Below are 12,010 nucleotides of genomic sequence, written 5' to 3' on the forward strand. Positions count from 1 at the left end.
CGCCCTGAGGCTAACTTGGCAAGCCACAGGAGCTGCGAAATGGTCAGACATCCTCCCAAGCCCTGCCATTCTCAATTGCTCCGCAAAGCGCTCGAAAGGAGCAATTGCAATGGCAGACGTGCAGGTTACTTGCATCAACAAAGTCCCTCGTGAGAACAAGCACGAGGGTATTACAAATCTCGGCAACGCCACAGGGAAGTGGTCGAGATCTCAAGTGATCCAGTGGATCGAAACGAGCACCCATACTTTCTACACGTCCGTAGGCGGAAAGCGCGCTGATGTCGCTGTGGTCAACGGCCCGAACGGGAAATACGTCCGTACTCACGCGGATGGCCAGTGGAACGACAATTTGTTGGCCCTTTCTGAGTGCGCATAAAAAAGAGTTAATTAGAGTTGGCGGGCCAAAAGCCCGTCAGCTTCCGCTCGCGAATAGAAAAGGTGAAGAAAGATGCCTGAAGACAAGTCAAAATCTGGCGCAGGTGGTCGCCAACTCAACGAAAACTACGTACCGAAAACCGAACAGAAGAATTATACCCCTCCTGCAAAGGAGCAGGGCAACTATGTGCCTCCAACGAGCGAGTCACCCAGGACGCCCGCACCGGCCCCAAAAAAGAAGTGATCCTATGTGCGGCGGATGTCTATTCGGGCTATCTGCTCTTTCGGAATATAGGTGATCTCTGGTCCCCACTCACCACTTTCAACGTCTGGGCACTCATAGAACTCTCCGCCAGGGTCCTGCTGATGAGTAACAAACATCAGCAGGTCGCCCGACCCTCCTAACACAAAGGGACCATTTGGCTTCTTACCAAAACGTGCAGCATCGTCGCATTTTAGCCAAGTACCGTCCTTCAGCTTCACGCTGATTTGCTTGGCGAACGTCTCGGTTCGAGTGAACAGTGCAAGCCATGCGCTAGGGAGGTCATCGCTGTGACTGACGTTTGAACTTCTCAGAACCAACGTTAGAAGACCGCGCCCATACCTGTTCCACAGGCCTCCAAGTAAGGAAGCGAGCAGAAAAGAGAGGATGGAGGAGGCCAGGATGTCGGACACGATAAATCTGCGAAGAACTTCATAAGAAAACGCCCCAAAAAAGCCAAATACAAGTGTCGATAACGCTATATCGATACTTTTATGATGCTCTCTTACACCAACGTTGGCCACGAAATACGCAGCATAGCCGCTTGCAAGCGTCAGAAGCGCTTCCCAGGGAAGCTTAAACAAGCTCGGATCCATTCCAACTCCTTATTCCAGTCTTCGGTTTAAACAGTAGACTATATGTTAGATGATTTTGCCAGACCACCTTGCGGTCGCCGGTCCCGAACGGTCGTTGAGACCGGGAAGGGCACACCCTTTACTCGACCAACTTACGCATGTTTTCGACAATGCGCCTGCCTGCGGTCTGTGCGTTCGCCACAATCTGGTCCGATGTGAAGGTGGGCCGGCGGCATGCGAGCCACAGGGATTCTGCCTCACGCATTGGGCCACGCGGTGAGCGTCGGTAGTCCATCGCTATCATTGACCGGCGGTGCGCCCATGAAACTTCACATGCGTCGCCACGGCGATAGCTGCGCAGTGGGACGAGCATGGACAGGGTCCGACCGTCGGCAGGATACTTGAAACCAAAACTCCCACACCCCACCCGCTCGACGTCCACACCCTGAGCGGAGATTCAACGTATCGATAGCGGGCGCCCCCGGCTGCTCGCATGCATGAATTTTAAACAAAAAACGTTGCAAAATGCGGCACAGCGGCCTATGTGGAGGATAAAGGATTTGACGATGTCCGCATTGAATGAACTGAAGAAGCGGTTGCGGCCTGGGCAGGTCTATCGGCGCAAGGACCTGGCGAAATGGTCCACTGCTGTCGACCGTCATCTACGTCAGCTTGTCGAGGAAGGTCGGCTCGATAGGGTGTCGGGTGGACTGTACATGGCTCCGCGCAATACGCGTTTCGGCAAGGCTCCGGCTGTGGCGGAAAAGCTGGTCGAGACGTTCCTCAACGACGATCGCTTTCTGATGGTCTCCCCCAGCGCCTATAACAGCTTGGGGGTGGGCACGACCCAGCTCTACAACGAGCCGGTGGTCTACAACCTCAAGCGTCACGGACGCTTTCGGCTCGACGGCCGTTTCTACGACTTCCGCAAGAAGCCCTCGGTGCCCGCGAAACTGACCCAGGAAGTGTTGCTGGTCGACCTTCTCCAGAACCTTGATCGTCTTGCCGAGAGCAAGGCCGAGGTGTTGCCTCGCGCCCTCAAGCGCGCCCGCGACATGAATCCCGCGCATCTGGCCAAGGCAGCGCGGGACTTCGGTTCGGTTCGCGCCGAGCGGCTGGTGAGCCAAGCGCTGGAAGCGACCTGATTCCCGTGCCGCTTCTACACGACCTCGCCGACTTCAGCGATCTGATCACGGTCGTCGCCGCGGACATGAAGATTGATTCCGGCTTGGTTGAGAAGGACTACTGGATCATGCATGCCCTCTGGGGCCTGCAACAGCTCGGTTTCCGGTTCGAGCTCAAGGGCGGCACCTCGCTGTCGAAGGGATATCAGCTGATCCACCGCTTCTCTGAAGACATCGACATTCTAATTCATCCGCAGGACACTCTGCCGACCGGCAGAAATCATGACAAGCCGGTCCACATCGAACAGCGCCGGGAATTCTTCAACGGTCTGGTTCCTCGACTGGACATACCCGGTTTTTTGCGCGCCGAGCGTGATCAGGCCTTTGACGATCCCACGGGTCGGATGCGGGGTGCTGGAATTCGTCTGATCTATCGGGAGCTCAATCCCTTGCCCGCGGGGCTCAAGGCTGGCGTGCTGTTGGAAGCGGGCTTCGATCGGGTAGCGCCCAATCAGGCCCGCCTCATCTCTTCCTGGGCCTACGATCGTGCGGTCGCATCCGACGTGCCGGACCTGATCGACAACCGTGCCATCGATGTTCTCTGCTATGAGCCCGGCTACACTTTCGTCGAAAAGTTACAGACCCTTTCCACCAAGTTTCGCCAGCAGCAGGCTTCCGGAGAGATGCCTGTCAACTTCATGCGTCACTACTATGACGTCTCCTGCCTTCTGGAGGACGATGGCGTCCAGGCCTTTATCGGTAGCCCGGCATACCGCGCACACAAAGCCGATCGGTTCCGCGGCGGGGACGAGCCGGACCTGCGGCGGAACGAGGCGTTTCGCCTCAGCGAGCCCACGACCCGGCAAATCTACGCCGACGCCTATGAGCGAACCCGCGCCCTCTACTACAGGGATCGGCCTTCGCTCGATGCAATCCTCACTCAGTTGGACGCGCATCTCGATAGATTGTGATCCCACGAGGGTTGCTGCACATGACTAAAGTGCATTCAGAACTGTGAGGCGCGGCGGACTCCGGGTCACCGAACGAGTCGTCCCCCTTCTCTGGCAGGTTTGACCGATCCGGGGCAAGTTGTCGGCTTCGCGATCGCGGCTCACCACCGCGGCAGCATTTTGCGGTCCAAGCGCATTCGGCGGGAAGGATTCTAAGTACCATGCGCAGTGTTCCGAGAATCCGCCGCACTATCGCGCATTGGTAATCAAGGCCAAAGCAAAGGGCACGTGACACCGCTGGCTCCATCGATGGCATCGGCCTTCAGGCTGCTTCGTATGAGGCCGGCACAACTATGGACTCTCCGCCCGGATCGACGCATTCTTCCCCCAGGGGAATGGGCTTTGGACAAATCTCGGCATTACAATCGGCTTGACCAGTTCCGAAAGCGCACCGCCGCCAAGCGGAGACGCGCCCGGCGTTGGGCACTCGTTCCACAGCGGCTGATCTTTGTCAGTGTGGCTGCCGCTGGTGTGTTAGCCTTCCTGTCGGCCATACAGCAAAGCGACCGCCAGCCCGAGACCAGTCTGTCGAATCTAACCCGCCCGAGCCCTCCATCGATCACCGGGATCGCCTCCATCGTAGATGGCGACACGATTGAGATCCACGGTCAGCGCATTCGCCTCAACGGGATCGATGCGCCTGAGAGTAAGCAGTATTGCAACGACGCTAAGGGGCTCGACTATCCCTGCGGGCGCCGTTCGGCCGAGGCGTTAGACGCGTTCCTGGCAACATCTAGACCAGTTAGCTGCCGGTTCGTCTCCTGGGATCGCTACGACCGCTTCGTCGGCGAATGCCTGCGCTCAGATGGTGCTAACCTATCCGCCTGGATGGTCGAGCACGGCCAGGCCCTGGATTGGCCCCGCTACAGCCACGGCGCATACGCTCAGCAACAATCGAAGGCGGAAGCTATGAAGATCGGCATATGGGCCGGCAAGTTTCAAGCGCCTTGGGAGTGGCGAGCGGAGCATGCAGATGGCCCGGCGCCGTCGAGCCCGACAACACAAGGATTCGTCAGCCGCAGGCTGCTCGCGCAGACCGGCTACTCGTGTCAGCCGCGGCGGACATGTTCTCAAATCAGCTCATGTGATGAAGCCAATTGGTACCTCGCAAACTGCTCATGGGGAGGCAAGTTGGACCGAGACAAGGACGGTATCCCCTGCGAAACGGTTTGCTAAGCTCGGTCGCCGCCTGGGGCCGGGATACCGCGCTCTTGAACTGACGGGAGGGGCGTCGTGCACCGCCGGCCGCGGAGGCAAAATCAACCCATCAGCGATCACGGCGCTGGGCGAGGTGTCGTGGCGACGCTCGGCGGCAGGGTGGGGTAAGTTACCTGCGGCTGCTCGCCGGTTAGTGTTCGCAAGAACGCCACGATACTGGAGACTTCCTCAGGGGCCAATCGGGTGCCAAGCTGGGCAGTGCCCATCGCCGCCACCACTTCGTCCAGGTCCCACGCACGGCCGCTGTGGAAGTACGGGGCAGTAAGTTCGACGTTTCTTAAGCTAGGGACCTTGAAGACATATTGGTCCTGCAACTCTCCTGTCACCCGTTTGCGACCTTCATCGTCGGGCGGCAGGAAGTCCCCGCCCGGCTTCTCGACCACGCCAAAAGGAGCGTACATGCCGCCCCCGACATTGACGCCGCTGTGGCACGAAGCGCACCCCTTGCCGATAAAAAGCCCGAGGCCTTTCTTCTCCTCCACGGTGAGCGCTTTTTCGTCACCCTCGAGATATCGATCGAACGGCGCATTGGGTGTGGTCAGCGTCGCCTCGAACACGGCAATCGCCTTACCGATGTTGTTGTAGCTGAGAGGATCGATTTCCTCTGGGAAGGCTTTGCGGAATGCATCCACATAGCCCGGAATGCCCTTGAGCTGGTCGACAGCGCGCGCAGGGGTGCTTCCCATCTCGATCGGGTTGGCGATGGGTCCACCGGCCTGCTCCGTCAGGTCGGCTGCCCTACCGTCCCAAAACTGAGCGATGTTGAACACCGAATTGAGCACAGTTGGTGCGTTGCGGCCGCCGTGCTGCCAATTGTGGCCAATTGACGTGGGGCGGCCATCTGCCCCGCCGAACCCAATTTGATGGCAGGTGTTGCAGCTGATGTTGTGCGACTCCGAGAGCCGCGGCTCAAAAAACAGCATCTTGCCCAGTTCGACCTTCTCTGCAGTCGCCGGATTGCTGTTCAGGACCGGCGGGTCCTTGGCAATGGGGCTGAACAGCGATTTCGCGTCATCAAGCAGATTGTCCTGCCCCATCGCCATTGAGGTGAGCAGACAAAATCCGAGTGCAGCATACCGAAAGTTCCACCCAATCCCCAACAAGCCTCTCCTTTTCCTAACCCGAGACTGTGCGCGAAATGAGCGGCTTCCCATTAAAAGGGGTAAGGCGCGTCCTGGGCAGCATCTGCAGTGTCGCGAGGGAGGAGAGCAAAAATCGAGCCAAAGGCGTGGGAAGAACTCGGAAACGTATTTTCCAAAAGCCTTTGTCTCTAGCCGGATGCAAATCGACCGTGACAGCGTCGTGGGCCTGACAAACCCGACACTGGCCGTTGCCCCATGGTTACACCAGTCCACACAGCTCAATGTCCGCGACGTGCCACGACGGAAATGCGCGCAAGCATCAGTTGACGCTCTGATCGGGTGCGCCGCGGAAGAGCTTCTCAGCCACCTTAGCCGGTTAGGCCGGCAACATAAGGAAGGGCGCCGCCTTAGCTGCGCGTCCTGAGCTCCTCAACGTCCACGGCGCTCTCGAAAACATACCCAGCGCCGCGCTCGGTACGGATGTACTGCAGGGCCGAGGGGTGTGCCAGCTTACGGCGAAGGCGCAGGATCAGCACGTCGATGCTGCGGTCATAGACCTCTTGATCATAGACCCTTGTCGCCCGCAGAAGCTGCTCGCGCGAAAGCACCCGGCCTGGGTTCTTGAGGAAGGCCAAGAGCAGGTTGAACTCACCCGTGGTGAGCTTGACTTCAAGATCCGTCCCTCGGCGCAAGCGGCGTCGTTTGGTGCTGACTTGCCAATCATCGAAATTAAAGATCGCATTTCGCTCACGCCCCGGGCGCTGGCGCACGGCGGCGCGCACGCGGGCCAGGAACTCCGGATGGCCGAAGGGCTTAGTGATGTAATCGCGGGCGCCGGTTTCGAGACCGACCACCTTGTCGGACTCGGCTAGGTGGTCGGCGCTGATGATGATGATCGGAAGGTCCCTGCTGGCGCCAAAATCCCGAACGAATTGCAAGCCATCCTCTCGGTCGAGGCTCAGATCGACAATTGCCAGATCAATCGCTTCAGAAACCATTTTGCCGGCGGCCTGTTGGCCGTTTTCGACCGCACGGACCCTAAACTCCTGCTTGGACAAGAGGTCCACGAGCAGTTCTCTCGTTGAAGCGTCCTGACTCAAAACGAGAATCTTCTTCATGCTTACCCCTGTTGATGCAGCTTGGCTTCCCCGATGATCAGCCAAATTAGGCAGGGTCCGCAGGCGGGACAATCTTCGTTGGGCGCATGACATAATAGCGCAGATACATAGGTGCTAGACGGGACTGCCGCTGTGAACCAGGACCGAGCTCGCCAAGCTTCGCATGTCCGGCCGTCTTCTCCGATTTGCTCAGAGTGTTGGTCCTACTCGTTTGGCTGCTCGCCCGTGCGACAGCCGGCCCTTAGCCCTGCGGATCCCCTCCCCTTGCGACCTTGAGGCTGGTCTCATGAGGCGTTCCGCGCCTGCAGCGCACGTGATCGGATTCAGCCTCATTTCATCTGAAACCCCGAAAAAATTGACATTCCTACCGTGAAGATGGATTTGTTGCCCCATGGATTTGTATAAACGCACAACTCAGGAGATCATCATGGTTTGGAATGCTTACACAGCACTGCCGCTTACCGCATTAACGTAGCCAGTAACTTGTAATGTACTTTGTCGTAGATCTATCAACTTGGCAGAAACTGGGGGCATGAGCTTCTATTTTTTCTGCAACAGCCGCAGGAGATGAAAATGAGCAGACTGATCGTTGTATCCAACAGGGTTCCGCTGCCCAAAAAAGACGGGGCACCGCCCACGGGCGGGATGGCCATTGCGCTGAAGGCGGTCCTCAAGAAACAGGACGGCTTCTGGATGGGCTGGTCGGACAATGAGGTGGCGCCGGACGGCCCGGAGCCGACACCGCGGGACGATGACGGCATCAACTACCAGCTTGTCTATCTCTCGAAGAACGATCTAGACGAATATTACCACGGCTTTGCGAACAGTGTTCTTTGGCCGATCTTCCACGGTCGTCCCGATCTCGCCGAATATTCCGAGGCACGAAGGGCCGGATACTATCGTGTCAACAAGAGATTTGCAGAGCTGCTGAAGCCGCTTTTGCGCGATGAGGACGTCGTTTGGGTGAACGATTACCACTTGATTCCGCTTGCGGAAGAGCTCCGTAAGCTCGGGTGCAGCAACAGGATCGGCTTTTTTCTGCACATTCCTTGGCCGCCGGCGGACATTTTCTCCACTGTCCCGAAGTACGATACGTTGCTGCGCGGGCTTTCCTGCTACGACCTCGTCGGCTTTCATACCGATTACGATCTGAGCAACTTCTTGGAATGCCTGGCCCGCCAGAAGCAGGGCAAAATTGTCAAAGAGCGCTTCCACGAAGCCTATGGGAACAAGTTTCGCTGCGGCGTTTTTCCGATCAGCATCGACACGGCGAATTTCGAAAGCCTTGCCGAGAATGCGGCCCGCAATGAGCGTCTGCAGGAGACTTATGCGAGGATCGCCGGCTATGACATCGTGATCGGCGTCGACCGCCTCGATTATTCAAAGGGTATCGAGAAGCGCATCGTCGCCTTTCGCGATTTTCTGCGGCGCTACCAGCCACGTGTGAACAAGACGCTGCTGCTGCAGATCACCCCGAAGTCCCGGGAAATTATACCGGCATATAAGGCGGTCGAGAAGGATGTGGCCGAACTGGTGGGATGCGTTAATGGAGAATTCGGAACCGTCGATTCAGTGCCAGTGCACTACATTAATGCCTCGATCGAGCAGTCGGACCTGGCCGGCCTCTATCGGAAGGCGCGCATCGGTCTGGTGACTCCGCTTCGCGACGGGATGAATCTGGTGGCGAAAGAGTATGTCGCTGCGCAGAACCCGCTTGACCCGGGCGTTCTCGTCCTCTCGCGATTTTCCGGCGCCGCCAGGAAACTGGACGCAGCGATGCTGGTCAATCCCTACGACACGGAGGAGATGGCGCGCACCATGGAAGAGGCCCTCGTTCTGCCGCGAAGGGACCGGATTGACCGCTGGACAGCGATCATGACGGTTCTTCGCGAGCACGATGTCTACAAGTGGTGCGGCGACTTTCTCTCGTCACTGAATGAACACCGTGCCGGCCACAGCAACGAGTGAGGGTTCACCCGCTACTCAACGACGATCGCCTCCACAGTGCCGAGTGTTTTGCTGCCGTCACCGGCGCGAAGCCATAGGAGGCGCTCGTCGCCGCACCGACTGATCGGTTCGCTGATCAAGACCAATGACCTTGAACCACGTCAAACCAGCTGGGCGACATCGCAGTCGTCAACCGCAGGCTCGCGCCGCAACGCCCACTACCAAGAGCACACCGCTACAAAGACAAGGAGAGGGGCATGGACCTCGTTTACAGTCGGGATCGTTCAAACAGGAGTGAGCGGGGGCCACACATTGTCAATGGCGGGCGGGCCGCACGGCAAGAACGGATGCTGGCGTCGATTGACCTGAAATTGCTGTTGGCTCTTGAAGCGCTGCTGGAGCATCTCAACGTTACGCATGCGGCTCGGCACACGGGCGTGAGCCAGCCCTCGATGAGCCGATCGCTGACTAGGCTGCGTGAAATTTTCAACGACGATCTTCTGGTTCGTGGATCGAGCAGTCTGGTTCCCACGCCGCAGGCGGAGCGCCTGGCCAAGATCCTCCCGACAGTCTTGGATGCCGTCCGCGCGATGATAGGCCGCAGTTGTGCCCAAGGGGAATGGCGATCGAAAGCCACAATGGTGATGCCCGATCACCAAGCGCTGATCTTGCTGCCGCCTCTCCTACCACTTCTGCGCGAGAACGCGCCCAATCTCGATATCGTCACCGACCCGCTTCTAGCCAGCGCGCTCCGGCGGCTCGAGCAAGGCGAAATCCATCTGGCCATCGGGCAGATCGATGCTGCACCACTGGGGTACTTGCGCCGGACACTCTATGCCGACCACTTTGTCTGCCTGCTACGCCATGATCACCCAGCCCTGGCGCGGGAATGGACGATCGATACCTTCGCGACCTTGCACCACGCTGCCCTCGCCTCGGACTCCAAGGACGGGTTCGGCCGGGTGCATGATGAATTGGTCAAATTGGATCTCCTGGATCGTGATCCTGTGCTGGTTTCCAACATATTGACGGCAGCCGCCTCAGTCGCGACGAGCGATCTGGTGCTGATTGTCCCACGGCGCGTCGCGACACGGATCGCCGCCTTGCTGCACCTGGCGATTGTCGATCCGCCCGTGGAACTGACCCCCTACGAGGTCGCCCTCATTTGGCACGAACGCTGCCATCGCGACCCGGAGCAACGCTGGTTGCGCCATGAGATCACGGCAGCAGCCTTGCAAACAGAGCCGGGGCAAACACAATAACGGATGCTTCCTCTCAAAGCTCTCCCTGTTGACCGCCATTCTATGCAGCCAAGAGGCACACAAAGGTCAGCTGATAGTGCTCGCACTCAGACGCCTCGCCACTTCCCAAGCAACCGTAGCTCTCACATAGGAGAATAAGATGTCCAACGTATTTTCGCTTGATGTTAAGGAACGCGAACAAGAATATTCTGACAACATTTATAAATCCGCTCGCGAGTTCTTCCATGCAAGGCCCTTGGTTCGTTCGCTGGCAAACGCCGCACCTGCGAGAGACGACATGATCGCCAACGACCAAGGGACGGTACAGTTCCACCTCATCGGCCAGAACACCCGTGACCGTATGTATAGCGGAATCTTGAATGAGAATCAGGACAATCTCCTGGCGATTGGCGGGCTCATTTACGACTACATGCATTCCAATTACCCTAACATTGACACAAAGAAATTGGACATCAGAATCTGGGCAGACGTTCTCAGCAAGATTCCGAATCTTTCGATCGGAGCGCAAAACCAGAAGAGTTATTCAAAAGCTGTTTTCGGGACTTCTGTCTCAGCCACGTTCCTTTCCTTGGTTGCCCAGGCGATCATCACCGACGGGGCATCGCTGCTGACGGATTTCGAGTCCTTCCTGACCGCGATGGGTGACATCACTTTCAGCACCAGCGCCAAAGCGCAGCAATACAGGGCGCTGACATGCACCTACCAGAGTTACCTTCTCGACAATGGGGCAGGTGGTTATTACGATTACGGAGCGATCGTTCTGCGCCAGATCGAGTTCAAAGAGAATTTCCTTGAGCTGAAATCCTGCTGCTCGTCGACGCAACAAATCGATGTGGACCTGGACTACACCGAGGTCATCAGCGTCGTACAGGCACGCCGGATCCGGAAGGGCGGGCCCGACTATGAAAACTTCCAACAGCTCGTGAACGCGAACTCGACTGACCAGTTCAAGAAGGCGAAGAACTTCTTCAACGGCGGTTCGACGCCGCAGCATGACATTAAGCCGCAGGTCTGATCCTCAGTTCGTCGGTGGCTGGACCAGCGCACCATACCAGCAGCGTGGATTTTAGATGACCTCGCCAGCAGTTCGAAGCAAATCCATCCTGACGATTGGCGGCAAACATCGCCGATCGTCCCCAGTTGAATACGAGAACCGCATCAGGCCGAAAAACCGACAAAGCGAACCGTGCAAGGCACTGTATCAGCAGGCGTTTATCGATCGCATTGTGAACGGCCTTGATGCCCAGCCCACTGCCGGCCGCCGACGGTTGGGGAGAGATATCCATGCAAGAAACGAGCCCATACTCCTGCTCGTTCTGAAGATTGATAGAGGCCCTCAGCTCACGTTACTGCGGCTCGGTTTCGCCGTCCTTCGCGCCTTGACTTGCAACCGCCAACGGCCTACTTACCCCCTTGTTAGCACTCGACCTCGGTGAGTGCTAATCGCGCTCCGGCAACGGGGAACCGTTCAACATCCGCACCAGGGAATCCAAAATGGCACGATCGAAATTCCGCCCACTTCATGACCGTGTGGTCGTTCGCCGGGTCGAATCCGAATCCAAGACCGCCGGCGGGATCATCATCCCGGATACGGCAAAGGAAAAGCCGCAGGAAGGCGAGATCATCGCCGTCGGNTCCGGCGCNNGNGACGAAGCTGGCAAGCTGGTNCCGCTGGACGTCAAGGCCGGCGACCGCATNCTGTTCGGCAAGTGGTCGGGCACCGAAGTCAAGCTCAATGGCGAAGACCTTCTGATCATGAAGGAATCCGACATCATGGGCATCATCGGCTGATCATCGGCCCTACCCTCACCTGAATCTCATTTTCGGGCTCGATTGGAGCCCTGCCAGGAGCTAACCATGTCAGCCAAAGACGTAAAATTCTCCCGTGACGCCCGCGAGCGCATGCTGCGCGGCGTCAACATCCTCGCCGACGCGGTGAAGGTCACGCTCGGCCCCAAGGGCCGCAACGTCGTCATCGACAAGTCGTTCGGCGCCCCGCGCATCACCAAGGACGGCGTCACCGTCGCCAAGGAAATC

General features: G+C 58.0%; 12 protein-coding genes. 9 read left to right on the plus strand and 3 right to left on the minus strand.

The annotated features are described in order from the left end of the window. Nucleotides 1-109: 109 nt before the first annotated feature. Complete coding sequence (locus M653_RS0126525; protein WP_027146043.1) at nucleotides 110-376, plus strand: DUF3892 domain-containing protein; 267 nt, start codon at nucleotides 110-112, stop codon at nucleotides 374-376. Nucleotides 377-621: 245 nt separating this feature from the next. Here the strand turns inward: M653_RS0126525 and M653_RS0126530 are convergent, their stop codons facing one another. After that, complete coding sequence (locus tag M653_RS0126530) at nucleotides 622-1,233, minus strand: DUF6338 family protein (protein WP_027146044.1); 612 nt, start codon at nucleotides 1,231-1,233, stop codon at nucleotides 622-624. Between the two features lie 545 nt (nucleotides 1,234-1,778). Here M653_RS0126530 and M653_RS0126535 point away from each other — a divergent pair. The 3 genes from M653_RS0126535 to M653_RS1000000135080 all read left to right on the plus strand — a co-directional run bounded on the left by M653_RS0126535 (nucleotide 1,779) and on the right by M653_RS1000000135080 (nucleotide 4,522). Then, nucleotides 1,779-2,357 (plus strand): hypothetical protein, encoded by a 579-nt coding sequence (locus tag M653_RS0126535; protein ID WP_027146045.1) that lies wholly within the window; start codon nucleotides 1,779-1,781, stop codon nucleotides 2,355-2,357. Between the two features lie 5 nt (nucleotides 2,358-2,362). After that, complete coding sequence (locus M653_RS0126540; protein ID WP_027146046.1) at nucleotides 2,363-3,307, plus strand: nucleotidyl transferase AbiEii/AbiGii toxin family protein; 945 nt, start codon at nucleotides 2,363-2,365, stop codon at nucleotides 3,305-3,307. 381 nt (nucleotides 3,308-3,688) lie between these two features. Continuing rightward, nucleotides 3,689-4,522 carry a thermonuclease family protein gene (locus tag M653_RS1000000135080; protein ID WP_051442813.1) on the plus strand — a complete coding sequence of 278 codons (834 nt, stop codon included), beginning with the start codon at nucleotides 3,689-3,691 and terminating at the stop codon, nucleotides 4,520-4,522. 98 nt (nucleotides 4,523-4,620) lie between these two features. On the opposite strand, the gene M653_RS0126550 is transcribed toward M653_RS1000000135080, so the two are convergent. After that, nucleotides 4,621-5,664, minus strand: a complete 1,044-nt coding sequence (locus tag M653_RS0126550; RefSeq protein WP_245262370.1) for a cytochrome-c peroxidase — start codon at nucleotides 5,662-5,664, stop codon at nucleotides 4,621-4,623. A gap of 389 nt (nucleotides 5,665-6,053) precedes the next feature. Further along, a complete protein-coding gene (locus M653_RS0126555; protein ID WP_027146048.1) occupies nucleotides 6,054-6,764 on the minus strand; it encodes a winged helix-turn-helix domain-containing protein in 711 nt (236 codons plus the stop codon). Between the two features lie 573 nt (nucleotides 6,765-7,337). Here M653_RS0126555 and M653_RS0126560 point away from each other — a divergent pair. From M653_RS0126560 to M653_RS1000000136125, 5 genes are all read left to right on the plus strand, one after another. Next, on the plus strand, nucleotides 7,338-8,732 hold the full coding sequence (locus M653_RS0126560) for a trehalose-6-phosphate synthase (protein WP_027146049.1): 1,395 nt from the start codon (nucleotides 7,338-7,340) through the stop codon (nucleotides 8,730-8,732). 326 nt (nucleotides 8,733-9,058) lie between these two features. Next, entirely contained in the window at nucleotides 9,059-9,973 is a 915-nt protein-coding gene (locus tag M653_RS0126565; RefSeq protein WP_245262371.1) for a LysR family transcriptional regulator, read from the plus strand. A 139-nt stretch (nucleotides 9,974-10,112) separates the two neighbouring features. Beyond that, nucleotides 10,113-10,988, plus strand: a complete 876-nt coding sequence (locus M653_RS0126570) for a hypothetical protein (protein WP_027146051.1) — start codon at nucleotides 10,113-10,115, stop codon at nucleotides 10,986-10,988. Between the two features lie 479 nt (nucleotides 10,989-11,467). Beyond that, nucleotides 11,468-11,764, plus strand: a complete 297-nt coding sequence (gene groES / locus M653_RS0126575) for a co-chaperone GroES (RefSeq protein WP_027146052.1) — start codon at nucleotides 11,468-11,470, stop codon at nucleotides 11,762-11,764. Nucleotides 11,765-11,830: 66 nt separating this feature from the next. After that, the coding region (locus M653_RS1000000136125; RefSeq protein WP_280940123.1) for a TCP-1/cpn60 chaperonin family protein at nucleotides 11,831-12,010 on the plus strand (180 nt) is incomplete at its 3' end.

This window comes from Mesorhizobium sp. WSM3626 (assembly GCF_000513935.1).
GTDB classification, from domain to species: domain Bacteria; phylum Pseudomonadota; class Alphaproteobacteria; order Rhizobiales; family Rhizobiaceae; genus Mesorhizobium; species Mesorhizobium salmacidum.

What these genes read in the sequence shown, in the direction of transcription:
- M653_RS0126525 (WP_027146043.1), top strand. Translation starts at nt 110, where the DNA reads ATGGCAGACGTGCAGGTTACTTGCATCAACAAAGTCCCTCGTGAGAAC.
- M653_RS0126530 (WP_027146044.1), bottom strand. Translation starts at nt 1,233, where the DNA reads ATGGATCCGAGCTTGTTTAAGCTTCCCTGGGAAGCGCTTCTGACGCTT.
- M653_RS0126535 (WP_027146045.1), top strand. Translation starts at nt 1,779, where the DNA reads ATGTCCGCATTGAATGAACTGAAGAAGCGGTTGCGGCCTGGGCAGGTC.
- M653_RS0126555 (WP_027146048.1), bottom strand. Translation starts at nt 6,764, where the DNA reads ATGAAGAAGATTCTCGTTTTGAGTCAGGACGCTTCAACGAGAGAACTG.
- M653_RS0126560 (WP_027146049.1), top strand. Translation starts at nt 7,338, where the DNA reads ATGAGCAGACTGATCGTTGTATCCAACAGGGTTCCGCTGCCCAAAAAA.
- M653_RS0126565 (WP_245262371.1), top strand. Translation starts at nt 9,059, where the DNA reads ATGCTGGCGTCGATTGACCTGAAATTGCTGTTGGCTCTTGAAGCGCTG.
- M653_RS0126570 (WP_027146051.1), top strand. Translation starts at nt 10,113, where the DNA reads ATGTCCAACGTATTTTCGCTTGATGTTAAGGAACGCGAACAAGAATAT.